This is a genomic window from Kitasatospora sp. NBC_00240, from assembly GCF_026342405.1.
Taxonomy (GTDB): domain Bacteria; phylum Actinomycetota; class Actinomycetes; order Streptomycetales; family Streptomycetaceae; genus Kitasatospora.
Map to the genome: position 1 here is coordinate 7,068,603 of NZ_JAPEMU010000001.1, position 22,534 is coordinate 7,091,136.

The 22,534-nt window shown below is 73.9% G+C and carries 27 protein-coding genes; 21 read left to right on the forward strand and 6 right to left on the reverse strand.

Features of this window, described 5'->3' with window-relative positions; translation table 11 throughout:
• Nucleotides 1–50: 50 nt before the first annotated feature.
• From ybaK to OG689_RS30260, 3 genes are all read right to left on the reverse strand, one after another.
• Complete coding sequence (ybaK, locus tag OG689_RS30250) at nucleotides 51–545, reverse strand: Cys-tRNA(Pro) deacylase (protein ID WP_266324021.1); 495 nt, start codon at nucleotides 543–545, stop codon at nucleotides 51–53.
• Nucleotides 546–677: 132 nt separating this feature from the next.
• Nucleotides 678–1,406 (reverse strand): LON peptidase substrate-binding domain-containing protein, encoded by a 729-nt coding sequence (locus OG689_RS30255; protein ID WP_266324022.1) that lies wholly within the window; start codon nucleotides 1,404–1,406, stop codon nucleotides 678–680.
• Nucleotides 1,407–1,478: 72 nt separating this feature from the next.
• Complete coding sequence (locus tag OG689_RS30260) at nucleotides 1,479–3,101, reverse strand: oxidoreductase (RefSeq protein ID WP_266324023.1); 1,623 nt, start codon at nucleotides 3,099–3,101, stop codon at nucleotides 1,479–1,481.
• A 95-nt stretch (nucleotides 3,102–3,196) separates the two neighbouring features.
• Here OG689_RS30260 and hisD point away from each other — a divergent pair, with 95 nt between their 5' ends.
• The 10 genes from hisD to OG689_RS30310 all read left to right on the forward strand — a co-directional run bounded on the left by hisD (nucleotide 3,197) and on the right by OG689_RS30310 (nucleotide 11,480).
• Nucleotides 3,197–4,504, forward strand: a complete 1,308-nt coding sequence (hisD, locus tag OG689_RS30265; protein WP_266324024.1) for a histidinol dehydrogenase — start codon at nucleotides 3,197–3,199, stop codon at nucleotides 4,502–4,504.
• Nucleotides 4,501–5,598 (forward strand): histidinol-phosphate transaminase, encoded by a 1,098-nt coding sequence (locus tag OG689_RS30270; protein ID WP_266324025.1) that lies wholly within the window; start codon nucleotides 4,501–4,503, stop codon nucleotides 5,596–5,598. Before hisD ends, OG689_RS30270 begins: the two co-directional genes overlap by 4 nt.
• A gap of 4 nt (nucleotides 5,599–5,602) precedes the next feature.
• Nucleotides 5,603–6,214: an imidazoleglycerol-phosphate dehydratase HisB gene (gene hisB, locus OG689_RS30275; protein WP_266324026.1), complete on the forward strand. Its 612-nt coding sequence runs from the start codon at nucleotides 5,603–5,605 to the stop codon at nucleotides 6,212–6,214.
• Nucleotides 6,211–6,363: a hypothetical protein gene (locus OG689_RS30280; protein ID WP_190209161.1), complete on the forward strand. Its 153-nt coding sequence runs from the start codon at nucleotides 6,211–6,213 to the stop codon at nucleotides 6,361–6,363. Before hisB ends, OG689_RS30280 begins: the two co-directional genes overlap by 4 nt.
• Before the next feature lie 21 nt (nucleotides 6,364–6,384).
• The gene (gene hisH, locus OG689_RS30285) at nucleotides 6,385–7,020 is read left to right on the forward strand and encodes an imidazole glycerol phosphate synthase subunit HisH (protein ID WP_266324027.1); all 636 of its coding nucleotides are present in this window, start codon (nucleotides 6,385–6,387) and stop codon (nucleotides 7,018–7,020) included.
• A 21-nt stretch (nucleotides 7,021–7,041) separates the two neighbouring features.
• Complete coding sequence (priA, locus tag OG689_RS30290; protein WP_266324028.1) at nucleotides 7,042–7,767, forward strand: bifunctional 1-(5-phosphoribosyl)-5-((5-phosphoribosylamino)methylideneamino)imidazole-4-carboxamide isomerase/phosphoribosylanthranilate isomerase PriA; 726 nt, start codon at nucleotides 7,042–7,044, stop codon at nucleotides 7,765–7,767.
• Nucleotides 7,764–8,195 carry a RidA family protein gene (locus OG689_RS30295; protein WP_266324029.1) on the forward strand — a complete coding sequence of 144 codons (432 nt, stop codon included), beginning with the start codon at nucleotides 7,764–7,766 and terminating at the stop codon, nucleotides 8,193–8,195. Before priA ends, OG689_RS30295 begins: the two co-directional genes overlap by 4 nt.
• Nucleotides 8,192–8,971: an imidazole glycerol phosphate synthase subunit HisF gene (gene hisF / locus OG689_RS30300; RefSeq protein ID WP_266324030.1), complete on the forward strand. Its 780-nt coding sequence runs from the start codon at nucleotides 8,192–8,194 to the stop codon at nucleotides 8,969–8,971. The genes OG689_RS30295 and hisF overlap by 4 nt, the downstream gene beginning before the upstream one ends.
• Before the next feature lie 404 nt (nucleotides 8,972–9,375).
• Nucleotides 9,376–10,566 carry an FAD-dependent oxidoreductase gene (locus OG689_RS30305; RefSeq protein ID WP_266324031.1) on the forward strand — a complete coding sequence of 397 codons (1,191 nt, stop codon included), beginning with the start codon at nucleotides 9,376–9,378 and terminating at the stop codon, nucleotides 10,564–10,566.
• The gene (locus OG689_RS30310) at nucleotides 10,563–11,480 is read left to right on the forward strand and encodes an RNA polymerase sigma-70 factor (RefSeq protein ID WP_266324032.1); all 918 of its coding nucleotides are present in this window, start codon (nucleotides 10,563–10,565) and stop codon (nucleotides 11,478–11,480) included. The genes OG689_RS30305 and OG689_RS30310 overlap by 4 nt, the downstream gene beginning before the upstream one ends.
• 135 nt (nucleotides 11,481–11,615) lie before the next feature.
• Here the strand turns inward: OG689_RS30310 and OG689_RS30315 are convergent, their stop codons facing one another.
• The 3 genes from OG689_RS30315 to OG689_RS30325 all read right to left on the reverse strand — a co-directional run bounded on the left by OG689_RS30315 (nucleotide 11,616) and on the right by OG689_RS30325 (nucleotide 13,523).
• Nucleotides 11,616–12,089 (reverse strand): YfbM family protein, encoded by a 474-nt coding sequence (locus OG689_RS30315; protein WP_266324033.1) that lies wholly within the window; start codon nucleotides 12,087–12,089, stop codon nucleotides 11,616–11,618.
• Between the two features lie 122 nt (nucleotides 12,090–12,211).
• Nucleotides 12,212–12,871 (reverse strand): TIGR03085 family metal-binding protein, encoded by a 660-nt coding sequence (locus tag OG689_RS30320; protein WP_266324034.1) that lies wholly within the window; start codon nucleotides 12,869–12,871, stop codon nucleotides 12,212–12,214.
• Nucleotides 12,872–12,956: 85 nt separating this feature from the next.
• Complete coding sequence (locus OG689_RS30325; protein ID WP_266324035.1) at nucleotides 12,957–13,523, reverse strand: hypothetical protein; 567 nt, start codon at nucleotides 13,521–13,523, stop codon at nucleotides 12,957–12,959.
• A 155-nt stretch (nucleotides 13,524–13,678) separates the two neighbouring features.
• On the opposite strand from OG689_RS30325, the gene OG689_RS30330 reads away from it, so the two are divergent.
• The 11 genes from OG689_RS30330 (at nucleotide 13,679) to trpA (ending at nucleotide 22,049) form a co-directional block, all read left to right on the forward strand.
• Entirely contained in the window at nucleotides 13,679–14,149 is a 471-nt protein-coding gene (locus OG689_RS30330) for a hypothetical protein (RefSeq protein ID WP_266324036.1), read from the forward strand.
• Nucleotides 14,150–14,220: 71 nt separating this feature from the next.
• Nucleotides 14,221–14,595 (forward strand): phosphoribosyl-AMP cyclohydrolase, encoded by a 375-nt coding sequence (gene hisI / locus OG689_RS30335; RefSeq protein WP_266324037.1) that lies wholly within the window; start codon nucleotides 14,221–14,223, stop codon nucleotides 14,593–14,595.
• Nucleotides 14,596–14,736: 141 nt separating this feature from the next.
• Entirely contained in the window at nucleotides 14,737–16,248 is a 1,512-nt protein-coding gene (locus tag OG689_RS30340) for an anthranilate synthase component I (protein ID WP_266327532.1), read from the forward strand.
• Nucleotides 16,249–16,357: 109 nt separating this feature from the next.
• Nucleotides 16,358–16,873, forward strand: coding sequence for a Uma2 family endonuclease (locus tag OG689_RS30345; RefSeq protein WP_266324038.1), 516 nt, complete (start codon nucleotides 16,358–16,360; stop codon nucleotides 16,871–16,873).
• Between the two features lie 29 nt (nucleotides 16,874–16,902).
• On the forward strand, nucleotides 16,903–17,631 hold the full coding sequence (locus tag OG689_RS30350) for a TIGR02234 family membrane protein (protein WP_266324039.1): 729 nt from the start codon (nucleotides 16,903–16,905) through the stop codon (nucleotides 17,629–17,631).
• Nucleotides 17,632–17,828: 197 nt separating this feature from the next.
• Nucleotides 17,829–18,086, forward strand: coding sequence for an HGxxPAAW family protein (locus tag OG689_RS30355; protein ID WP_266324040.1), 258 nt, complete (start codon nucleotides 17,829–17,831; stop codon nucleotides 18,084–18,086).
• A 93-nt stretch (nucleotides 18,087–18,179) separates the two neighbouring features.
• Nucleotides 18,180–18,623, forward strand: coding sequence for a DUF2752 domain-containing protein (locus OG689_RS30360; protein ID WP_266324041.1), 444 nt, complete (start codon nucleotides 18,180–18,182; stop codon nucleotides 18,621–18,623).
• A 255-nt stretch (nucleotides 18,624–18,878) separates the two neighbouring features.
• A complete protein-coding gene (trpC, locus tag OG689_RS30365) occupies nucleotides 18,879–19,691 on the forward strand; it encodes an indole-3-glycerol phosphate synthase TrpC (protein WP_266324042.1) in 813 nt (270 codons plus the stop codon).
• Between the two features lie 87 nt (nucleotides 19,692–19,778).
• Nucleotides 19,779–19,958 (forward strand): tryptophan biosynthesis modulator TrpM, encoded by a 180-nt coding sequence (trpM, locus tag OG689_RS30370; protein ID WP_266324043.1) that lies wholly within the window; start codon nucleotides 19,779–19,781, stop codon nucleotides 19,956–19,958.
• A 49-nt stretch (nucleotides 19,959–20,007) separates the two neighbouring features.
• A complete protein-coding gene (trpB, locus tag OG689_RS30375; RefSeq protein ID WP_266324044.1) occupies nucleotides 20,008–21,240 on the forward strand; it encodes a tryptophan synthase subunit beta in 1,233 nt (410 codons plus the stop codon).
• Nucleotides 21,237–22,049 (forward strand): tryptophan synthase subunit alpha, encoded by an 813-nt coding sequence (gene trpA, locus OG689_RS30380; RefSeq protein ID WP_266324045.1) that lies wholly within the window; start codon nucleotides 21,237–21,239, stop codon nucleotides 22,047–22,049. The genes trpB and trpA overlap by 4 nt, the downstream gene beginning before the upstream one ends.
• Nucleotides 22,050–22,534 lie beyond the last annotated feature (485 nt).

Here is a 22,534-nt window from a genome sequence, read left to right on the forward strand (position 1 = left end):
GGGGCCGTCGGCGTGTCCGGGTTCCGGTCCGGCGGCCGGGGCCGGCCGCCCTAACGGCCGATCGGGGCCGTCAGCGCCTTCGTCAGTGCCACCAGGTCGGCCGGGGCGAGTTCGACCTCCAGCCCGCGCCGGCCCGCCGAGACGTACACCGTCGGGTGGGCCAGGACGGTGTCGTCCAGCACGGTGCGCAGCGGGCGGCGCTGGCCCAGCGGGGAGATGCCGCCCAGCACGTAGCCGCTGCTGCGCTCGGCGGCGGCCGGCTCGGCCATCGCGGCGCGCTTGCCGCCGACGGCGGCGGCCAGCGCCTTCAGGTCGAGCTTCCCGGAGACCGGCACGACACCGACGGTGAGGGTCCCGTCGACGTCGGCGACCAGTGTCTTGAAGACCTGGTCCGCCGGGACGCCCAGCAGCTCGGCCGCCTCGCCGCCGTAGGTGGCGGCCGCCGGGTCGTGCTCGTAGGCGTGCACGGTGAACGGCACACCGGCGTTCTCCAGGGCCACCGTCGCGGGCGTGCCCTGCCCGCCCTTCTTCGCCTTCTTGGCCATCGCGGCCCTTCCCTTGCGGTCGTTCCGGGTCGTTCTACGGGCAGCGGGCAGCGGGCAGCGGGCAGCGGGCAGCTCGGCCGCGGTACCGTCCCGGCCGCCCGGGTACCGGCCAGGGCCGCCCGGGCCGCCCGGTCAGTTCGGGCTGAAGGACTGCCGGGTCAGGTCGACGGCCGGCAGCGAGGGCAGCCACGCCAGTACCGCGGCCTCGCGGCGCAGCAGCTCCAGCTCGGCGGTCAGCCGCTGGGCGGTGTCCGGGCAGGCGAGCAGCCGCTGCTTGACCGGGGTGTCGAAGACGGAGGCCGCCGCCACCAGGTACGAGAGCACCTGCGGGTCGGCCGGCAGCTCCTGCTCGCCGGCGATGCTGGCCTCCCGGGCGCCCGCCAGCCGCTTCTGGTACGTGCGGAAGGCCCGCTCCACACCCGCGGCGAGGGCCCCGGCGCCCTCACCCTGGTCCTCCTCGATCGTCTCGATCTCACCGGTCAGGTACGGCCCGCCGGTGTCGACGCTGCGCAGCCAGAACCGGGTGGTGCCGGTGACCAGCAGCTCGTACCGGCCGTCGGGCTGCGGCTGGACGGAGGCCACGTCCGCGACGCAGCCGATGTGGTGCAGGGCCTCCAGCGGGTCGCCGGTGACGGTGCCCAGGCCGTCCAGCGGACCGGCCGGGCCGTCGTTCTCGCGGACGGGGGAGACCTCCCGGCCGTCCTTGATCGCGAGCACCCCGAACCGGCGGGGCTGGTCCTCGGGCAGCGCCAGCAGGTCGGCGACGAGACGGCGGTAGCGCTCCTCGAAGACGTTGAGGGGCAGCACCAGGCCCGGGTAGAGCACCGAGTTGAGCGGGAAGAGCGGCAGCCGTTCTGTCACGGCGCTCAGCGTAGTTGCCCGAGGGCGCCACGCGCGCCCAGGTTAAGGGCCGCGCGCCCCCGGGACCGCCGTTCAGCCGCGTTGCAGCAGCCGCGTGGCACCCGCCACCACCGTGGTCGCCAGCACCCAGCCCACCGTCACCAGGCCGGCGGTGACCCACTGGCCGGCCCCGGCCGGGTTCCAGCCGCTCTGCCCGAGGTCGACCACCGGCAGCAGCTGCCCGAGGGTGTAGAGCGCCGCGTTCCAGTGCGGCCGCTCGTCGGCCTTGAGCGGCTCCGGCGGGTGCTGCTGGAAGAACAGGGTGCCGAGCAGCCAGGCCAGCAGCAGCCACAGCGCGGCCCGCCCGGGCCGGTAGCCGTAGCCGACGGTGGCCTCCTGGACGCGGCCCCAGACCCGGCTGGGCAGCGGCAGGGTGGCGTGCCGGCGGCGCTGCTTGGCGTACAGCACCTCGCGGGCGTCGTCGTCGGCGCCGTCCCGGCGCAGGGCGGCGGCCAGCTGTTCGTACGACTCCGGCTGGAAGTCGACGGAGGCGCTCTCCAGCCAGGCGATCCGCTGCTGGACGCTGAACGGCGCCAGCGGGCGCAGCACCTCGTAGGTGAAGCCGGTCAGGCCCAGGTGCTTGCCCGCCGGCCAGCTGGCCGGGGCGTCGACCAGGTTGCCGACCCGGGCGCGGGAGAGCGAGACCTTGCCGGTCGGCGGCATCCGGCAGGCGAAGCGCAGCTCGGGCGTGTGGATCCGGCTCAGCGAGAGCTCCTGGCCCGGGCCCAGATGGAACTCGCCGGAGATCAGACAGGCGCTCTCGAACCTGGAGTCGGAGAGCCGGACCTTGCCGTACGCCCGGAACGGCGTGCTCGGCGACCCGGGCGGCGGGCTCTCGCCGTAGCCGGAGCCGTAGTAGGTGCGGGAGCCGTTCCAGCCGCCGTCCGCCGAGCTGGTCAGGTAGAGGGTGTGGCCGACGGACAGCCGCACCGCGTTGAGGCAGGTGGAGCTCTGCGGGGTGCTGCGCAGCTGGGCGCCGCGCAGCGAGAGCCGGCCGCCGATCCGGGCGGTGCGCAGGCTCAGCTCGCCGGTGGACTCCAGCCGGTCGGCCTCGAAGTCCTGGTGGATGCTCATGCCGTCGGCGGAGAGTGAGCGGCCGAACCGGTCGGCGCCGACGACGGCCTGGTTCAGCAGCAGGTCGGTGCCGATCCGGGCGTCGGTGAGCCGGATGCCGTCGGGTATCCGGCAGCGGGCCAGGTGCAGGTCGCCCTCGGTGGCCAGCCGGGAGGCCTCGATCCGCGGGATCAGGCAGGTGACGAAGCGCAGCGTGCCGGCCCGGGCCTCGGACATCAGCAGCTTGTTCGCGAACCGGCAGTCGTGCATCTCGACGTAGTGGGTGATGGTGCCGCCGGCCAGCACCAACGGCCCGGTGACCTGGGCGCCGGTCAGCTTCAGGGCGGCCACCCGGCCGGGTATCGGGGCCGGGCCGTCCAGCAGCAGCCGGGCGATCACCTCGGCGCGGACCGTCCGCTCCGGCCCCCAGGGAGCGTCGCCGAAGACGTCGTCCCGTTCGGCGGGGCCGTCCAGCTCCTGGTTCGATCCCGGCGCGCCGAGGCGCTCCCCGGTCCGGGTCGCGAGGTTGTAGACCACGCCCTGCCGGAACGCCTCCCACAGTCCCTGCTCCACCGGTGTCCAGTCCTCCGGCGCCTGCTCCACGATGCGTCCCCCCAAGATCCCCGGCCGTCTCGGCTTTCGTATCACGGACTGAAATGCGCGGCCGCCTGTTCCGGCCACTCCTTACACTGGGTGGCGTGATCTCTCGAATCGACCTCCGCGGCTCCCTTGAGGACCCGCGTGACCTGCTGCCCCGTGCCGAGTTCGACGTGGAGGCCGCCCTGGAGAAGGTGCGGCCGATCTGCGAGGACGTACGCCATCGCGGGGTCGCGGCGCTGGTCGAGATCACCGAGCGCTTCGACGGGGTGAGGCTGGCCTCCACCCGGGTCCCCGAGGCGGACATCACCGCCGCGCTGGAGACGCTGGACCCGAAGGTCCGCGCCGCGCTGGAGGAGTCGATCCGCCGCGCCCGCCTGGTGCACCGCGAGCAGCGCCGCACCGACCACACCGTCCAGGTGGTCCCCGGCGGCACCGTCTCCGAGCGCTGGGTGCCGGTCGACCGGGTCGGCCTGTACGTGCCGGGCGGCCTGGCCGTCTACCCGTCCTCCGTGGTGATGAACGTCGTCCCCGCGCAGGAGGCGGGGGTGCCGGGCATCGCCGTCACCTCCCCGCCGCAGAAGGACTTCGGGGGCGCCGTGCACCCGACGATCCTGGCGGCCTGCGCGCTGCTCGGCGTCACCGAGGTGTACTCCGTCGGCGGCGCACAGGCGGTCGCGATGTTCGCGTACGGCACCGAGGAGTGCCGCCCGGTGAACCTGGTGACCGGCCCCGGCAACATCTACGTCGCCGCCGCGAAGCGCCTGCTCAAGGGACGGATCGGCATCGACGCCGAGGCCGGCCCGACCGAGATCGCCGTCCTCGCCGACGACAGCGCCTCCCCGCGCGACGTCGCCGCGGACCTGATCAGCCAGGCCGAGCACGACCCGATGGCCGCCTCGGTGCTGGTCACCGACTCCCTGGCGCTCGCCGACGCGGTCGAGACCGAGCTGAAGGCCCAGGTCGCGGCCACCAAGCACCGCGAGCGGGTCACCGAGGCGCTCGGCGGCCGGCAGTCCGGCATCGTGCTGGTCGACGACGTCGAGCAGGGTCTCGCGGTGGTCAACGCCTACGCGGCCGAGCACCTGGAGATCCAGACCCGTGACGCCCGCGCGGTCGCCGCCCGGGTCCGCAACGCCGGGGCGATCTTCATCGGCCCGTACGCGCCCGTCTCGCTGGGCGACTACGCGGCCGGCTCCAACCACGTGCTGCCCACCGGCGGCTGCGCCTGCCACTCCTCGGGCCTGTCCGTGCAGTCCTTCCTGCGCGGCATCCACGTCGTGGACTACTCCCGCGAGGCGCTGGCGGATGTCGCCGCGCACGTGGTGAACCTCGCAAACGCCGAGGACCTCCCGGGTCACGGCGACGCCATCCGCGCCCGCTTCGACTGGACGGTTCCCGGAACGTGAAGATCGACGACCTGCCCGTACGGGACGAACTACGCGGCCAGTCCCCGTACGGCGCGCCGCAGCTCGACGTCCCCGTCCAGCTGAACACCAACGAGAACCCGTACCAGCTGCCCGAGCCGCTGGTGGCCCGGATCGCCGAGCGGGTCGCCGAGGCGGCCCGGAACCTCAACCGCTACCCGGACCGCGACGCCGTCGAGCTGCGCACCGAGCTGGCCCGCTACCTGACCCGCACCACCGGGTTCGAGCGGTCCCTGGAGCAGGTCTGGGCGGCGAACGGCTCCAACGAGATCATCCAGCAGCTGCTGCAGACCTTCGGCGGGCCCGGCCGCAGCGCGCTCGGCTTCGAGCCCTCGTACCAGATGCACGAGCTGATCTCGCGTGGCACCGGCACCCGGTGGATCGCCGGCCCGCGCCGCGCCGACTTCACCATCGACGTGGAGGCGGCCGTCGCCGCCCTCGCCGAGCACCGCCCGGACGTGCTGTTCATCTGCTCGCCGAACAACCCGACCGGCACCGCCGTCGCCGCCGCCACCGTGCTCGCGCTGTACGACGCCGCGCAGGCCGTCAAGCCGACCATGGTGGTCGTGGACGAGGCGTACGTCGAGTTCTCGCACCGCGACTCGCTGCTGCCGCTGCTGGCCGGCCGCCCGCTGATGGTGGTCACCCGCACCATGTCCAAGGCCTTCGGCGCGGCCGGCCTGCGGCTGGGCTACCTGGCCGCGGACAAGGCCGTGGTGGACGCCGTCCAGCTGGTCCGGCTGCCGTACCACCTGTCGGCCGTCACCCAGGCCACCGCGCTGGCCTGCCTGGAGCACACCGACACCCTGCTCGGGTACGTCGAGCGGCTCAAGGCCGAGCGGGACCGCCTCGTCGACGCGCTGCGCGGCCTCGGCCTGGACGTCACCGACTCCGACGCCAACTTCATCCAGTTCGGCACCTTCGAGGACCAGCACGCCGTCTGGCGGGCGCTCCTCGACCTCGGCGTGCTGATCCGCGACAACGGCGTTCCCGGGCAACTGCGCGTCACCGCGGGCACCCCCGCCGAGAACGACGCCTTCCTGGACGCCGTCCGCACCGTCACCAAGGAGCTCTAGCCCTATGTCCGCGAAGAACGACGGTGTCCGCACCGGCCGGGTCGAGCGCACCACCAAGGAGACCTCGGTCCTGGTCGAGATCAACCTCGACGGCACCGGGAGGACCGACATCTCCACGGGCGTCGGGTTCTACGACCACATGCTCGACCAGCTCGGCCGCCACGGCCTCTTCGACCTCACCGTGAAGACCACCGGCGACCTGCACATCGACACCCACCACACCATCGAGGACACCGCCCTCGCGCTCGGCGCCGCCTTCAAGCAGGCGCTCGGCGACAAGGTCGGCATCTACCGCTTCGGCAACTGCACCGTCCCGCTGGACGAGTCGCTGGCCCAGGTCACCGTCGACCTCTCCGGCCGCCCGTACCTGGTGCACACCGAGCCGGAGTCGATGGCGCCGATGATCGGCAGCTACGACACCACGATGACCCGGCACATCTTCGAGTCCTTCGTGGCCCAGGCGCAGGTGGCCCTGCACATCCACGTCCCGTACGGTCGCAACGCGCACCACATCGTCGAGTGCCAGTTCAAGGCCCTCGCGCGTGCCCTGCGCTACGCCTCCGAGCGCGACCCGCGCGCGGCCGGCATCCTCCCCTCGACCAAGGGCGCACTGTGAGCAAGGCCGCAACCCTCCTGATCATCGCCGGGCTGTTCCTGTCCGGCGGCGTGTACTCGTTCTGGAAGCAGAAGCAGTCCAAGAGCCTGGTCGCGGTCCTCGCGATCGGTGCGGCGCTGTGCCTCGTTTCCGGCGTCATGCGCCTCTAGAGAGACTGGACGACAACCTTCATGGCCAAGAACGTGGTGGTCCTCGACTACGGGTCGGGCAACCTGCGCTCCGCCCAGCGGGCCGTCGAGCGCACCGGTGCGAACGTCACCGTGACCTCGGACTTTCAGACCGCCCTGGACGCCGACGGCCTGCTCGTCCCCGGCGTCGGCGCCTTCGAGGCCTGCATGCGCGGGCTGAAGGCGGTGCGCGGCGACGTGATCATCGGCCGCCGGCTGGCCGGCGGCCGCCCGGTGCTCGGCATCTGCGTCGGCATGCAGATCCTGTTCGAGCGCGGCGTCGAGCACGGCGTGGAGAGCGCCGGCTGCGACGAGTGGCCCGGCACCGTCGAGCCGCTGGACGCGCCGATCGTCCCGCACATGGGCTGGAACACCGTGGACGCCCCGGAGGGCAGCCGGCTGTTCGCCGGCCTGGACGCCGACACCCGCTTCTACTTCGTGCACTCCTACGGCGTGCGCAACTGGGAGCTCCAGGTCACCAACGACAACATCGCCGCCCCGCTGGTCACCTGGGCCACCCACGGGCAGCCGTTCGTCGCGGCCGTCGAGAACGGCCCGCTCTGGGCCACCCAGTTCCACCCCGAGAAGTCCGGCGACGCCGGCGCCGCCCTGCTGACCAACTGGGTCAACACCCTCTGACATCCGGAGAGTTGCAACTCCATGAGCAACCGCCTCGAACTCCTCCCCGCCGTCGACGTCCGCGACGGCCAGGCCGTCCGCCTGGTCAAGGGCGCCTCCGGCAGCGAGACCTCCTTCGGCGAGCCGCTCGCCGCCGCGCTGGCCTGGCAGAGCGCCGGCGCCGAGTGGCTGCACCTGGTCGACCTGGACGCCGCCTTCGGCACCGGCGACAACCGCGCCCTGGTCCGTGAGGTCACCGAGCGCCTCGACATCAAGGTCGAGCTCTCCGGCGGCATCCGTGACGACGCCACCCTCGCCGCCGCGCTGGCCACCGGTTGCCGCCGGGTCAACCTCGGCACCGCCGCGCTGGAGACCCCGGAGTGGGTCGCCAAGGTGATCGCCGAGCACGGCGACAAGATCGCCGTCGGCCTGGACGTGGTCGGCACCACCCTCAAGGGCCGCGGCTGGACCAAGGACGGCGGCGACCTCTACGAGGTGCTCGCCCGCCTGGACGCCGAGGGCTGCGCCCGCTACGTGGTCACCGACGTCAACCGCGACGGTACCCTCACCGGCCCCAACCTCCAGCTGCTGCGCGACGTCTGCGCCGCCACCGACCGCCCGGTGGTCGCCTCCGGCGGGGTCTCCTCGCTGGACGACCTTCGGGCCATCGCCACCCTCGTCCCCGAAGGTGTCGAGGGCGCGATCGTGGGCAAGGCACTCTACGAGCAGAAGTTCACCCTCGAAGAGGCCCTGGAGGCCGTGTCATGACAGATCGTCAGATCGTACGCGGCAAGCTGGCCGGAGCCTCCCCCTGGGAGGACGACTTCGGCTACTCGCGGGCGGTGGCGGCGGGCGACCAGGTGCTGGTGGCCGGCACCACCGCCTGGGTGAACGGGAAGATCGAGCACGAGGGCGACCCGTACAACCAGACGCTCGCCGCTTTCGGCGTGGGCCTCGACGCCCTCGCCGCGTACGGTCTGACGGCGGACGACGTCGTCCGCACCCGGATGTACATCACGCACGTACGCGACGCCGACGAGGTGGGCCGGGCCCACAAGAAGCTCTTCGACGCCGCCCGCCCGGTCGCCACCATGGTCGTGGTCGAGGGCCTGATCGACTCCCGGATGATGGTCGAGATCGAGCTGGAGGCCTACCGCGCCGGGCTCGCAAGCACTTTGGAAGGCAAACAGCCGTGACCCTCGCAGTACGTGTGATCCCCTGCCTGGACGTCGACGCGGGCCGGGTGGTCAAGGGCGTCAACTTCCAGAACCTGCGCGACGCCGGTGACCCGGTCGAGATGGCCAAGCTCTACGACGCCGAGGGCGCCGACGAGCTGACCTTCCTCGACATCACCGCCTCCTCCGGCTCCCGGGAGACCACCTACGACGTGGTGCGCCGCACCGCCGAGCAGGTCTTCATCCCGCTGACCGTCGGCGGCGGCATCCGCGCCGTCGAGGACGTCGACAAGCTGCTGCGGGCCGGCGCCGACAAGATCGGTGTCAACACCGCCGCGATCGCCCGTCCCGAGCTGATCCGCGAGATCGCGCAGCGCTTCGGCCGCCAGGTGCTGGTGCTGTCGGTGGACGCCCGCCGCTGCCCCGAGGGCACCGAGACCGCCTCCGGCTACGAGGTCACCACCCACGGCGGCCGCCGCGGCACCGGCCTGGACGCCGTCGAGTGGGCCGGCCGGGCCGCCGAGCTGGGCGCCGGCGAGATCCTGCTCAACTCGATGGACGCCGACGGCACCAAGGACGGCTACGACCTGGAGATGATCCGGGCCGTCCGCAAGACCGTCTCCATCCCGGTGATCGCCTCCGGCGGCGCCGGGAAGCTCGCCGACTTCGCCCCCGCCGTGGAGGCCGGCGCCGACGCGGTGCTCGCCGCCAGCGTCTTCCACTTCGGCGACCTGCGGATCGGCCAGGTCAAGGACGCGCTGCGGGAAGCCGGGCACCCCGTCCGCCAGGCGAACTGACCACGAGCGCCGTGGGCAGCCGTCAGGCTTGATCACGGCGAAGGCCTCCGGTGCGGTGCGGCGTCTCGACGCCGCACCGCACCGGAGGCCTTCGTGTTCCGCCGCGATGCCCGGCGCCGGCCGGGGTGCTGCGGAGGCGTTCGTGCCCGCGGGCGGTGCGCAGGCGCCAGGCCCTGCCCCTGGCCTGCGCCTTCCTGGTGTTCCGTCAGTTTCCTTGCGGAGTCGGCCGATCATGGTTTGAATGCTGTGCGTCGCGCCGCCCGGGGGTCGACGCCGCGCGCGGCCGCCCTCTCCTGATGATGTGACGCGGGTCACATCGGCTCCATGTCACGAACGGGAGGGCAGCTTGCGTCTGGTGGTCGTCCGCACAACGGGAACGACCGGTACGAGGAGACGGCAGAGCGATGAACGCGACAGCACAGCAGCACGAGGTCCTGGTCCTGGGCGCGGGGTACGCCGGGCTCTCCGCCGCGATCCAGCTCGCGGCCCGCAGCCGGAAGCGGGGAGACCTGCGGGTGACCCTGGTCAACCCCTACGACACCTTCACCGAGCGGCTCCGCCTGCACATGACCGCCACCGGCCAGGAGACGGCCGAGATGAACATCCCGGAGCTGCTGGACGGCACCGGCGCCGGCTTCGTCCGCGGCTGGGTCACCGCCGTGGACGCCGACGCGAAGACCGTCCGGATCGACGACGACCAGGTCCTGCGCTACGACACCCTGGTCTACGGCCTGGGCAGCGTCGCCGACACCGCCGCCGTCCCCGGCGTGGAGGACCACGCCTACACCCTCGACAGCCCGGAGGACGCCGCCCTCCTCGCCGAACGGCTGACCCGGCTCGACGGCGGGACGGTCGTGGTCGGCGGCAGCGGACTGACCGGCGTCGAGGCCGCCGCGGAGATCGCCGAGCGGCACCCGCGGCTCCAGGTGGTGCTGCTGGGCCGGCAGGAGCCGGGCGCGACCATGCACCCCAAGGCCAAGGCACACCTGGATGCGGCGCTCGCCCGGCTCGGTGTGCGGGTGTGCAGCGGCGTCGAGGTGGTCAAGGTGCTGCCGGACGGCGTCGAGCTCGCGGACGGCACCGGCATCCCGGCGGCCGCGGTGCTGTGGACCAGCGGTACCCGCGTCTCGCCGCTGGCCGCCGCCGCCGGCCTGACCGTCGACGAGCGCGGCCGGGTGGTCACCGACAGCACACTGCGCTCGGTCTCCCACCCGGACGTCCACGCCGTGGGCGACGCGGCGGCGATCCGTCAGGGCTACGGCGTGATGCACGGGACCTGCCAGAGCGGCATGCCCACCGGCGTGCACGCGGCCCTGTCGATCCTGCGGATCCTGGCCGGCAAGGAGCCCAGGCCCTTCCGCTTCGGCTACTACCACACGCCCGTCAGCCTGGGCCGGGGCGACGCCGTCGTGCAGTTCACCCGCCCCGACGACAGCCCGCGCCGGATCGTGCTGACCGGCAAGCGGGCCGCGAAGTACAAGGAGACGGTCTCCGCCGCGCCGTGGGCGACCTTCGCCCGTATGAAGAAGATGCCCGCCTCGGGCGCCCTCTGGCCGCACGGCGGCCGCTACACCCGGATCAGGAGCGCCAAGTGACCCAGCCGCAGCAGGACGGCCCCGACCAGCTCGCCTTCCAGCAGTACCGCACCCTGCTCTTCTCGGTCGCCTACCGCATCCTCGGCAGCGCCGCCGACGCCGAGGACGTGGTCCAGGACGCCTGGCTCAAGTGGTCGTCGGCCGACCGGGCCCAGGTCGCCGACCCGAAGGCCTACCTGACCCGGATCATCTCCAACCTGGCGATGGAGCGGCTGCGCTCCACCCGCCACCAGCGCGAGACGTACGTCGGGCCGTGGCTGCCCGAGCCGATCCTCACCGGCCCGGACACCGCCGACGGCGTCGCCGCGGCGGACTCGGTCTCGACGGCCCTGCTGGTGGTCCTGGAGATGCTGAGCCCCCTGGAGCGGGCGGTCTTCGTGCTGAAGGAGGTCTTCGCCTTCAGCTACGGGGAGATCGCGGAGGCGGTGGAACGCTCCGAGCCGGCCGTCCGGCAGGCCGCGCACCGCGCCCGCGAGCACGTCCAGGCCCGCCGGCCCCGTTTCACCGCGGACCGTACCCGCCAGCGGGACGTCACCGAGCGCTTCTTCGCCGCGGCGACGGGCGGCGACATCAACACCCTGATGGAGCTGCTCTCCCCGGACGTGACGCTGTGGACCGACGGCGGCGGCAAGGTCCGCCAGGCCCTCAAGCCGGTCGTCGGCCTGGAGACCGTGGCCCGCTGGTTCGCCGCGCTCGGCACCGTGACCTACCAGGGCATCGAGCCCGGGCAGATGCGGGCCGAGCTCACCTGGATCAACGGCGGCCCGGGCGTGGTCTTCCGCGGCCCGGACCGCGTGGTCGCCACGCTGACCTTCGACTTCGATCCGGAAGGCCGGATCTCGACCATCCACAACGTGGCCAACCCGGACAAGCTGCACGCCGTCGACGGCGGCACCCGGATCGAACTCTCCTGAGCCCCGATCGTTGCGGACGCCGTCCGCGATCCGCGGCAGCGCCCGGGCCCGCTGCCCCAGCAGCTCGGCCCGGGCCCGGGCGGCAGGGGTGCGGCAGGCCGTGGCCGTCCGGTGGGGAATGCCGGGGTCGATCGCTCAGCCGAACTGCAGGATCGCCGCCGAACCCGCGCGGGCCGCGCCGTCGAAGAACGCGACCAGCGTCGCGTAGTGCACCCGCAGATACTCCAGCTCGCCCTCCGGGTCGACCTGCCAGACGTCGGGATACACCTCCCGCTCCGCCATCCGCGCCGGGTCGTAGTGCTCGGCGAGGCGCTCCCACGGCAGCTCCCGCAACCTCTCGGCGGTCCGCCGCACGTCCTCGACGGTCCAGCCGCTGAGGCTCTCGTCGTCGATGGGGTAGCCGCCCATGTCCAGCTCGACGGTCGCGTCCGCCGCGTCCAGCAGGAACTGGATGCCGGCCCAGGCCTTGTCCAGGTACCCGTCGAAGGCCTCCGGCTCGATGTCCTCGTCCCCGTCGTGGTCGTAGTAGGCGTCGAGGAACTCCTCGGCCCAGGCCGGGTCCTCGGTGGCCCGGGCCAGCTCCTCCGGCGTCAAGGGTGTGAACGACATGACCGTGCCCATGGAAAGCCCCCCGCGATCGAGACCGGCGCACCGGGAGGTGCACCGGCGGACGAGTGTGGCACGGTGCTCCGACAGTGCCTCACGGGCCGGGGCGGGGCGGCATGAGGTGGTCAGCGGCAGCCGCCGACCGCGCCGGGCGGCAGCGGAAGTGTCTTCGCCAGGGCCTCCACCGCCTCCTCCGAACCCTCCACCTCGACCTCGGCGCGGGCCCCGCGGCCGCCCGCGAAAAGCACCAGCTCGCCCGGCTCGCCGATCACTTCGACGTAGTCGCCGCCGGTCGGGCCGACCTCGATCCGGCCCTGGCCGACCGAGCGCAGCCCCAACCGCACCGGCGACCGCGGGGCCGCCTCCAGCCGGGCCACCATCGGCAGCCGGCGCCATAGCGCCGCGGACATCGCGGGGGAGACCTCGCGCGGCTCCCACGACCCGGCCCGGCGGACGTCCTCCGCGTGCACGAAGTACTCGACGGTGTTGGCCGCCTCGTCGGCCCCCGGCAGCGCGAACGGTGACAGCCGCGGCGGCCCGGCCCGGAAGGCCCCCACCAGCTCCTCGTACGGCCGCCGCGCCAGGCCCGCCTGGACCCGGGCCGTCCAGCCGGCCAGGACCCGCAGCCGGATGCCCGCCACCGCGTCCATCCGCCGCTCGCGCAGCACCAGGTGGGCAGCGAGGTCCCGGGTGGTCCAGCCGGCGCACAGCGTCGGCGCGTCCGGGCCGGCCGACGTCAGCAGCTCGGCCAGGCGCAGGCGTTCGGTACGGGCGTGGTTCGACATGGCGCTCACCCTACGCCGGGGTGGCCGGCGCCGGAGGGGCCGTGCCAGGTCCGCCCGCGGCGACGCCGTCAGGGCCGGCGGCCCGTCACCGCAGGTGCCCCGTCAGTTTGGTGCCGCCCTGCTTGCTGCTGGCGGCCAGCGTGCAGGTGCCGTCCCGCATGCCCTGCTGGTAGTAGGCCAGGTACGGCCCCAGCGGGAACCCGTAGTACGGCCCGCCGCCGCCCTGGCGCTGCTCCGCCGCGTCCACCGCCGCCGCGCAGGCCTCCCGAAGCGCCCGGCCGATCTGGCTGTCGCTGGTCAGGCCCTCCGGCAGCAGGATCGTGGCGATCGACTCGGCGTCGTGCGATCCCTCGCAGGGCCGCGCCTCGGACTTGGTGATCACCTTGCTCAGCTGCGGGTGGTCCAGGCAGGTGCCGACCGGGAAGAACGGGTACGGCAGCACCTTGGCCGGGGTGGGAGTGGGGGTCGGCGTCGGGGTGGGCGTGGCGACCGTGGGGGAGGGGGCCGGCGGCGGCAGCGCCACCGGCCGGTGCTCGGGCCACAGCAGCACGGTGGCGACCACCCCGAGCAGCAGCACCAGGACGGCGGCGACGGCGAGGACCAGGCCCCGGGGCGGTCGGGAGGCGGCGGCGGGCGGCGGCTCGGTGCTCATGCCCCGAGAATGGCCCACCGGACCACCTCCCGGCAGGCGGTTCGCACAAATCGTCCGTTCCGGCGGCCCGCCGCGGGAGCATGATTCGCCCGTACCGGCGGCCCCGGGCGGTGGCATAGGCTGGCCGCGGCACGGCACGTTCCCAGGAGTTGTGGATGCGCGTCGGAATCACCGGGTACCAAGGGCTTTCGGGCATCACCGAAATGCTCGTACGCGGCGACCTCTGGAAGCTGGTCACCACCTTCGGCCCGTACGAACTGGTCGGTGTCAGCTGTGCGGGAGAAGGGCCGGAGAGCTGGTTCGCGCAGTGCGTGCTGGACCACGGCGGCAAGCTGGAGGTGATCGTCCCCGGCGGGGGCTCGGTCTTCGCGACGGTCGGCGACAGCCACCGCAGCACCCGGCTGCGGCTGATGAACGAGGCCAACGCCGTCCACCGGCTGGCCCCGGTCGCGCACGGCGGGCTCGGGGACGACACCGCCACCGCCCTGGTCGGCATGGTCGACGAGGTGATCGCGGTCTGGGACGGCGCGCCCGGGACCGGGCCCGCGCGGGTCGCGGCGCTGGCCCGGCGGGCCGGCCTCTACGTCCACGAGATCTGGCCCGCGGGCTGCGAGCCGCCCGCCTGACCCACCGTCCGGGCGGCCGTCCGAGCGGTGCTGCCGAGGGCTCCGGCAGGCGGGCTGACAGAATGGGACCCATGTCCACCACACCCGCCGCCCCCGGCAGCACCGCCCTGGCCACCGACATCGCCGCCCGCCTCAAGCGCACCGCCGACGGCCTGCTGCCGGCCGTCGCGCAGCAGTACGACACCGGCGAGGTGCTGATGCTCGGGTGGATGGACGACGAGGCGCTGCACCGCACCCTCACCACCGGCCGCTGCACCTACTGGAGCCGCAGCCGGAGCGAGTACTGGGTCAAGGGCGACACCTCCGGACACGTCCAGCACGTCCGGTCGGTCGCCCTCGACTGCGACGGCGACACCCTGCTGGTCAAGGTCGACCAGGTCGGCGCGGCCTGCCACACCGGCGAGCGGACCTGCTTCGACGCCGACGTGCTGCCGGTCACTCGCTAACCTTTCCGCAGTCCGCAGTCCGCAGTCCGCAGTCGGTCGCCGGTACCCGGCGGCCCGCAAGCCCCCGCCATGCCCCGCCCCACCTCCGCCTCGCCCCGTCCGCGCCCGCAGGACGCCACACAGGAACCGGTGCCGCCGCCCATGGACCTCGACGCCTTCCGCAAGCTCGCCGTAGACACCCGGGTCATCCCGGTCACCCGCCGGCTCCTCGCGGACGGCCTCACCCCGATCGGGCTCTACCGCAGCCTGGCGGGCGAGCGCCCCGGCACCTTCCTGCTGGAGTCCGCGGAGCAGGGCAGCTGGTCCCGGTACTCGTTCGTCGGCGTGCGCAGCGCCGCCACCCTCACCGCCGACCCGGACGGCAACGCCCGCTGGCACGGCGAGGTGCCGGTCGGCATCCCGACCACCGGCGACCCGCTCCAGGTGCTGCGCGCCGCCGTCGAGGCCCTGCACACCCCCCGGCACACCGACGGCCTGCCGCCGCTCACCGGCGGCCTGGTCGGCTACCTCGGCTACGACGTGGTGCGCCGGCTGGAGAAGCTGCCCGAGCTCACCCCGGACGACCTCGGGCTGCCCGAGCTCACCATGCTGCTCGCCACCGACCTCGCGGTGCTCGACCACTCCGACGGCACGGTGCTGCTGATCGCCAACGCGGTCAACCACAACGACCTGGCCAGCGGCGTCGACGAGGCCTACGCGGACGCGCTGGCCCGCCTGGACGCGATGGAGGCCGAGCTGCTGAAGCCGGTCGACCCGGGCCTGGCGACCTTCACCCCGACCGCCGCCGAGGCCGTCTCGCCGTTCGGCGGGGCGCCCTACCGGGCCGCGGTGGAGGAGATCAAGGAGCGGATCCGGGCCGGTGAGGCCTTCCAGGTGGTGCCCTCCCAGCGCTTCGAGGCGCCCTGCCCGGCCTCCGCCCTGGACGTCTACCGGGTGCTGCGCACCACCAACCCCAGCCCGTACATGTACCTGTTCCGGTTCCCCGGCCCGGACGGCGGCGCCGAGGGCGGCTTCGACGTGGTCGGCTCCAGCCCGGAGGCGCTGGTCAAGGTCACCGAGGGCCGGGCGATGGTGCACCCGATCGCCGGGACCCGGCACCGCGGCGTCACTCCGCAGGAGGACGCCGACCTGGCCGCCGAGCTGCTCGCCGACCCCAAGGAGCGGGCCGAGCACCTGATGCTGGTCGACCTCGGCCGCAACGACCTCGGCCGGGTCTGCACGCCGGGCAGCGTCGAGGTGGTCGACTTCATGTCGGTCGAGCGCTACAGCCACGTGATGCACATCGTGTCCACCGTGACCGGGCAGGTCGCCGCCGGTCGGACGGCCTTCGACGTGCTCACCGCGTGCTTCCCGGCCGGCACCCTGTCGGGCGCGCCCAAGCCCCGCGCGATGCGGATCATCGAGGAGCTGGAGCCCACCCGCCGCGGGCTGTACGGCGGCTGCGTCGGTTACCTGGACTTCGCCGGGGACTCCGACACCGCGATCGCCATCCGCACCGCGGTGCTCCGCGACGGCACCGCGTACGTGCAGGCCGGAGCGGGCGTGGTCGCCGACTCCGACCCGCACAGCGAGGACACCGAGTGCCGGAACAAGGCCGCCGCCGTGCTGCGCGCCGTGGCCACCGCCAACACGCTGCGCGCGCCGCTATCGTGAGAGTCGCGGGGACGTCGCCCCGCACCGGGAGCGGTCGGGCCCGGCCGCGCTGACCCGCGGGTCGTGCCCGGGAGGCGCCGGCGGGCGCCGGCTCCGGTGCGGCCATCAGGTGCAGACCACGGACGGGAAGATCATCATGGCGCCTCAGGGCATCAGCCGCTGGAAGGTGGTCCTCAGGGCGGCGCCGCAGATCGAGGCGCAGCTGGCCGGCCGGGGGGAGATCCTCTCGGACGTCGCGGTGGACCTCCCGTCCGCTCCCGACGGCCTCGCCCCCGCGCTGGCCGTGGTGGCCCCGGGGGCCGAACCCAACGGGCGCGGCCGCTACGAGGGGCGCGACCTGGAGGCCGTCCTCGACGTGCTGCCCAAGGCGGACCAGGGCGACGACTTCGCCAGGACGCTCCGGGTGCATGCGGAGTGCGGCATCCCGCTGTACGTCGTCGTCGACCCGGTCGAGGCGCTTTGCACGGTGCACAGCGACCCGCAGCGAACCGGGGCGTACCGGGAGGCCGAGCGGGTGCCGTTCGGGAACGACCTGTACCTGCCGCTGGCGGACCGCACCCTGGTGATCGAGACCGACGGGTTTCCGGTCGAGGGCGGCCCGCCCGGTCCGACCCCGGAGGCCTGACGGGTTCGCGCCCGGGAGACACTGGACGGGTGAGCGCACTCCCTGAACCCAGGACGGCTGAAACCGGGACGGCCGAACCCAGGACGGCCGAACCCAGGACGGCCGAGCCCAGCACCGACGCACCCCGGACCGACGCACCCCGCACCGGCGAGCCGGCCGGGGCCGCCGCCGGGCGCCCGGCGGCGCGCGGCCGGCGCACCCTCGGGCCGATGCTGCTGCTGACCGTGCTCGGCGCCGTCCTGGTGCTGACCGCCGTCAGCCGGGTCTGGGCGACCGGCAAGGTCGCCGGCGTGACCGGCGGCACCCTGGACGTCTCGGTGACCGGCAGCACCGTCTCGGGTCTGCCGACCGGCCTGGCGCTGGCCGCGCTGGCCGCCGCCGTCGCGGTCTTCGCGGTACGCGGTGCCGGGCGGATCGCGGTGGGCGTACTGATGACGCTGGCCGGGCTCGGCGTGGCTGCCGGCGCCGCCGTGAACGCCGGCGACGCCTCCGCGCTGCACACCGAGGCGGCCCGCAAGCTGGCACTGGCCGGCGCGCAGGCCGAGCAGGTCGGCCACAGCGTCTGGCCCTGGCTCGCGCTGGCCGGCGGCCTGCTGATCGCGCTGGCCGGGCTGCTGACCGTCCGCTTCGGCCGGGACTGGCCCGGCATGGGCACCCGCTACGACGCCCCCACCCGCAAGGCGCCCGCGAAGGCCGGGGACACCCCCGCCGACCTGTGGAAGGCGCTGGACCGCGGCGAGGACCCGACGGCGGGCTGAGCCCAGCCCGCCCGTACGACCTCCGGCGCCGCCCGGTCCGGACCCGCGGGGACTGTGAGCCGATAGACAGCGGCCCCCCTTTGGGGCGGGGCGCGGCCGCCCGGCACAATGGACTACGACAACCCGCCAGGAGCCCCCGGACCTGCCACGACACCGCAGTCCCGGCCGGACCCCGGAGAACCAAGGAGCAGCATCAGATGTCGGCAGCAGCACACGGCCACACCCCCGCCGCCTGGACCGGCGTCACCATCGCCTTCGTGGGCTTCACGATCAGCGGCGTCGCGATGATCATCCCGAACGTGCTCCTGGTGTGGGCCGGCCTCGTGGTCGTCGTGCTCGCCGGCGTGGTCGGCAAGGCGATGTCGATCGCCGGCATGGGCCGTCAGCCCAGCCCGCACTACGAGGACGCCCCGGCGGCCGTCACCACCAAGAAGAACACCGCCGTCGCGGCCTGACGCGGTAACCGCAGACATGAGCGGGGGGCGTGCGCGCCACGCCCGCTGCCGCTTTGCCCCCGTCGGACGTCCGGCGGGGGCAGAATCGTCCGGGTGAACGCCGCTCCCGCCACCCCCGCGCCGGGGCCCTCCGTGCTGCGCCGCCTCGGCCGCCCGCTGGGCGCCCTGGCCGCGCTGGCCGCCCCCACCCTGTACGTGGCCTCGGTGGACCCGAACGCCCCGGGTCACTACCCCACCTGCCCGCTGCTCCAGGCCACCGGCTGGTGGTGCCCGGGCTGCGGCGGGCTGCGCAGCGTGCACGCGCTCAGCCACGGCGACCTGCTGACCGCCGCGCACGACAACATCCTGCTGGTCGCGCTGGCCGCGCTGCTGGCCGTGCTCTGGTGCCGCTGGGTGTGGGCCGCGCTGACCGGCGGCCGGGCCCCGGCAGTGGTGATCGGGGGACGGCGCGCGGTGCTGCTGGGGCTGTTGCTGGTGGTTTTCATGGCCCTGCGGAACCTCCCGGTGGGGGCCGGACTGGCGCCCCCGGGGGTCTGAGCTGGCGTCGGGCGCCGGCGGCGGCGCCCGCGATGCGGGCGGGGGGTCCGCTCCGCGAGACGTACACCGGGCGGATGCCCCCCGCGCTCCCCGGTGCCGATACCATCGAAGTGCCAACGGTGGCACACGAGCACGGAATCCTCACCGATCTGTGTGAATCGCTGTCGTCGGCTCGACTGGACTGCCAGGCCGGGAGGACCCGCGGGTCACCCGGCTCCTAGCTCGCAGAACTAGCAGAATGATGGGGGCGCCCGCGTGAGTGTGCTCGACGAGATCATCGACGGGGTCCGTGCGGACCTCGCGGAGCGGCAGGCCCGGGTTTCCCTGGACGAGCTCAAGGAGCTCGCCGCGAAGGCTCCCGTCGCCAAGGACGGCGTGGCCGCCCTGCGCGGCGACGGGGTGCGGGTGATCTGCGAGGTCAAGCGCTCCAGCCCCTCCAAGGGCGCTCTGGCCGCGATCGCGGACCCGGCGGCCCTGGCGCTCGACTACGCGGCCGGCGGTGCCGCCGCGATCAGCGTGCTGACCGAGCAGCGCCGCTTCGGCGGTTCGCTCGCCGACCTGGACAGCGTCCGGGCGGCGGTCGACACCCCGCTGCTGCGCAAGGACTTCATCGTCACCGCGTACCAGCTCTGGGAGGCCCGCGCCCACGGCGCCGACCTCGCCCTGCTGATCGTCGCCGCCCTCGACCAGCCGGCCCTGGTGTCGCTGATCGAGCGCGCCGAGTCGATCGGCCTGACCCCGCTGGTCGAGGTGCACGACGAGGAGGAGATCGCCCGCGCGGTCGACGCCGGTGCGAAGATCATCGGCGTCAACGCCCGCAACCTCAAGACCCTCGAGGTGGACCGCAACACCTTCGGCAACGTCGTGGACAGCATCCCCGCGCACGTCGTCAAGGTGGCCGAGTCCGGTGTCCGCGGCCCGCACGACCTGATCGCGTACGCCAACCTCGGCGCCGACGCGGTGCTGGTCGGCGAGTCCCTGGTGACCGGCAAGGACCCGAAGGCGGCCGTCGCCGACCTGGTCGCGGCCGGCGCCCACCCCGCCCTGCGCAACACCGGCCGGGGCTGACCCGCAGCCATGCCACCCGCCACCCGCCCCGCCCCCGCCCGGGGGCCGGGCAGCGCCCCGATCCCGCCGCGGCCGGGTGCCACGACCTTGCTCCTCGGTCGTGACCCGCACCCCCCGCTGCGGCTCGGCGGCGCGCTCCGCAGTGGCTGCCGCCCGCGCGGCTGCCGTGCGCCCGCGCGCCGGGTGCTGGGGCGGCGGGTGCGCTACGTGATCGGCTGCGAGCCCGGGCAGGTGCAGGGGCGCCGATGGCGCAGGACGTACGGCTGAGCACAGCCCTTCCACGTCACTGCAGTCATCACCGAGAAGGACTTCCACCATGTCCGAGAAGGACTACCTGCCGGGCGCCCAGGTGCCCGACGCCCGCGGCTACTTCGGCGCGTACGGCGGCCGCTTCATCCCGGAGGCGCTGGTCGCCGCCGTCGAGCAGGTCGCCGAGGAGTACGAGAAGGCCAAGGCCGACCCGGCGTTCACCGCCGAGCTGGACGCGCTGCTGAAGGACTACACCGGCCGCCCCAGCCCGCTCACCGACGTCCACCGCTTCTCCGCCGAGGCGGGCGGGGCGCGCATCCTGCTCAAGCGCGAGGACCTCAACCACACCGGCTCGCACAAGATCAACAATGTCCTGGGCCAGGCGCTGCTGACCCGCCGGATGGGCAAGACCCGGATCATCGCCGAGACCGGCGCCGGCCAGCACGGCGTGGCCACCGCCACCGCCTGCGCGCTGTTCGGCTTCGACTGCACCATCTACATGGGCGAGGTCGACACCGAGCGCCAGGCGCTCAACGTCGCCCGGATGCGGATGCTCGGCGCCGAGGTCGTCGCCGTGACCTCCGGCAGCCGCACCCTCAAGGACGCCATCAACGAGGCGTTCCGGGACTGGGTCGCCAACGTCGACAACACCCACTACCTGTTCGGCACGGTGGCGGGCCCGCACCCGTTCCCGATGATGGTCCGCGACTTCCACCGGGTGATCGGCGTCGAGGCCCGCGAGCAGGTGATCGAGCGCACCGGCAAGCTGCCCGACGCGGTCGTGGCCTGCGTCGGCGGCGGCTCCAACGCGATGGGCATCTTCCACGAGTTCATCCCGGACGCCGGCGTCCGGCTGATCGGCTGCGAGGCGGCCGGCGAGGGCGTCGAGACCCCGCGGCACGCCGCCACCCTCACCAAGGGCGAGCCCGGCGTGCTGCACGGCGCCCGCAGCTACGTCCTGCAGGACGAGGACGGCCAGACCATCGAGAGCCACTCGATCTCGGCCGGCCTGGACTACCCCGGCATCGGCCCGGAGCACGCCTGGCTGAAGGACACCGGCCGGGCCGAGTACCGCCCGGTGACCGACGACCAGGCCATGCAGGCGCTGCGCCTGCTGTCCCGCACCGAGGGCATCATCCCGGCCATCGAGAGCGCCCACGCGCTGGCCGGCGCCCTGGAGCTGGGCCGCGAACTCGGCCCGGAGGCCACCATCCTGGTCAGCCTCTCCGGGCGCGGCGACAAGGACATGCACACGGCCGCCCAGTACTTCGGCCTCTACGACGACAAGGGCGGTAAGTGACCGTGGCTTCCAAGCTCAGTGAGACCCTGGCCGCCGCCAAGGCCGAGGGCCGGGCGGCCCTGATCGGCTACCTCCCGGCCGGCTTCCCCAGCGTCGAGGGCGGCATCAAGGCCGTCCGGGCGCTGATCGACGGCGGCTGCGACATCGTCGAGGTCGGCCTGCCGCACTCCGACCCGGTGCTGGACGGCCCGACCATCCAGACCGCCGACGACATCGCGCTGCGCGGCGGCGTGAAGATCAAGGACGTGCTGCGCACCGTGCGGGAGGTGGCCACGGCCACCGACGCCCCCGTGCTGGTGATGACGTACTGGAACCCGGTCGACCGCTACGGCACCGCCCGGTTCGCCGCCGACCTGGCGGCCGCCGGGGGCGCGGGCTGCATCCTGCCCGACCTGCCGGTCGAGGAGTCCGAGGAGTGGCGCAAGGCCGCCGGGGAGCACGGCCTGGACACCGTCTTCGTGGTCGCCCCGAGCAGCAAGGACCCGCGGCTGGCCGAGGTCACCGCGGCCGGCACCGGCTTCGTCTACGCCGCCGCGGTGATGGGCGTGACCGGCTCCCGGGCCCAGGTCGGCAGCCTTGCCGAGGACCTGGTCGCCCGCACCCGGGCCACCACCGACCTGCCGGTCTGCGTCGGCCTCGGCGTCTCGACCGCCGACCAGGCCGCCCAGGTGGCGGGCTTCGCGGACGGCGTGATCGTCGGCTCCGCGTTCGTCCAGCGGATCCTGGACGCCGCCGGGGACGAAGAGGTGGCCCTGGCCGCCGTCCGCACCCTGGCCGGCGAGCTCGCGGCGGGCGTCCGCCGCCGGTAGGCGCCACCCCGCAAGGAATTGACGGCCCGTCGGCCTCCCGCAGGGGAGCTGACGGGCCGTCTGTGCTGCCGAGCCGGTCGCGCCCGGGCCTGCCGCGACGACCGCTGCCTGATCCACCGCCGCCTGATCCACCGCCGCCCGATGCGTGGCCGCGGTGGACGCGCCCCGGCGGAGGGGCCGCAGGGGCGGGCGGGCGCCGTCCGGGGCGCGCGCGGGCCGCCGGTGCGCACGGGCGGGGCCGGGTGCGCGGACGCCGGCACCACGGGCCCTCGGGGCGCCGGGTCAAACCGTCTCCTGGGAGGCGTTGGGTGTGAGCTGCTGGGCCCGGGTCGGGCCGGCCGCCGTCATGCACCCGAACGAGTGAAGAGTTCGGGCGCCGCGCATCAGCCGCGGTTGACCGGCGTTGAGTGGAGGGACGACTCGACGGTGCCGTCCGGCGTCCGTCGTTCGTGCACAGCTCAGCCGTCCGGGTGAACGAAGGGGTC

Excerpts from the sequence above, each read along its gene's own strand:
- ybaK (WP_266324021.1), bottom strand. The coding sequence starts at position 545 with ATGGCCAAGAAGGCGAAGAAGGGCGGGCAGGGCACGCCCGCGACGGTG.
- hisB (WP_266324026.1), top strand. The coding sequence starts at position 5,603 with ATGTCCGCGAAGAACGACGGTGTCCGCACCGGCCGGGTCGAGCGCACC.
- hisH (WP_266324027.1), top strand. The coding sequence starts at position 6,385 with ATGGCCAAGAACGTGGTGGTCCTCGACTACGGGTCGGGCAACCTGCGC.
- priA (WP_266324028.1), top strand. The coding sequence starts at position 7,042 with ATGAGCAACCGCCTCGAACTCCTCCCCGCCGTCGACGTCCGCGACGGC.
- OG689_RS30295 (WP_266324029.1), top strand. The coding sequence starts at position 7,764 with ATGACAGATCGTCAGATCGTACGCGGCAAGCTGGCCGGAGCCTCCCCC.
- OG689_RS30305 (WP_266324031.1), top strand. The coding sequence starts at position 9,376 with ATGAACGCGACAGCACAGCAGCACGAGGTCCTGGTCCTGGGCGCGGGG.
- OG689_RS30315 (WP_266324033.1), bottom strand. The coding sequence starts at position 12,089 with ATGTCGTTCACACCCTTGACGCCGGAGGAGCTGGCCCGGGCCACCGAG.
- OG689_RS30320 (WP_266324034.1), bottom strand. The coding sequence starts at position 12,871 with ATGTCGAACCACGCCCGTACCGAACGCCTGCGCCTGGCCGAGCTGCTG.
- OG689_RS30325 (WP_266324035.1), bottom strand. The coding sequence starts at position 13,523 with ATGAGCACCGAGCCGCCGCCCGCCGCCGCCTCCCGACCGCCCCGGGGC.
- OG689_RS30330 (WP_266324036.1), top strand. The coding sequence starts at position 13,679 with ATGCGCGTCGGAATCACCGGGTACCAAGGGCTTTCGGGCATCACCGAA.
- hisI (WP_266324037.1), top strand. The coding sequence starts at position 14,221 with ATGTCCACCACACCCGCCGCCCCCGGCAGCACCGCCCTGGCCACCGAC.
- OG689_RS30340 (WP_266327532.1), top strand. The coding sequence starts at position 14,737 with ATGGACCTCGACGCCTTCCGCAAGCTCGCCGTAGACACCCGGGTCATC.
- OG689_RS30355 (WP_266324040.1), top strand. The coding sequence starts at position 17,829 with ATGTCGGCAGCAGCACACGGCCACACCCCCGCCGCCTGGACCGGCGTC.
- trpB (WP_266324044.1), top strand. The coding sequence starts at position 20,008 with ATGTCCGAGAAGGACTACCTGCCGGGCGCCCAGGTGCCCGACGCCCGC.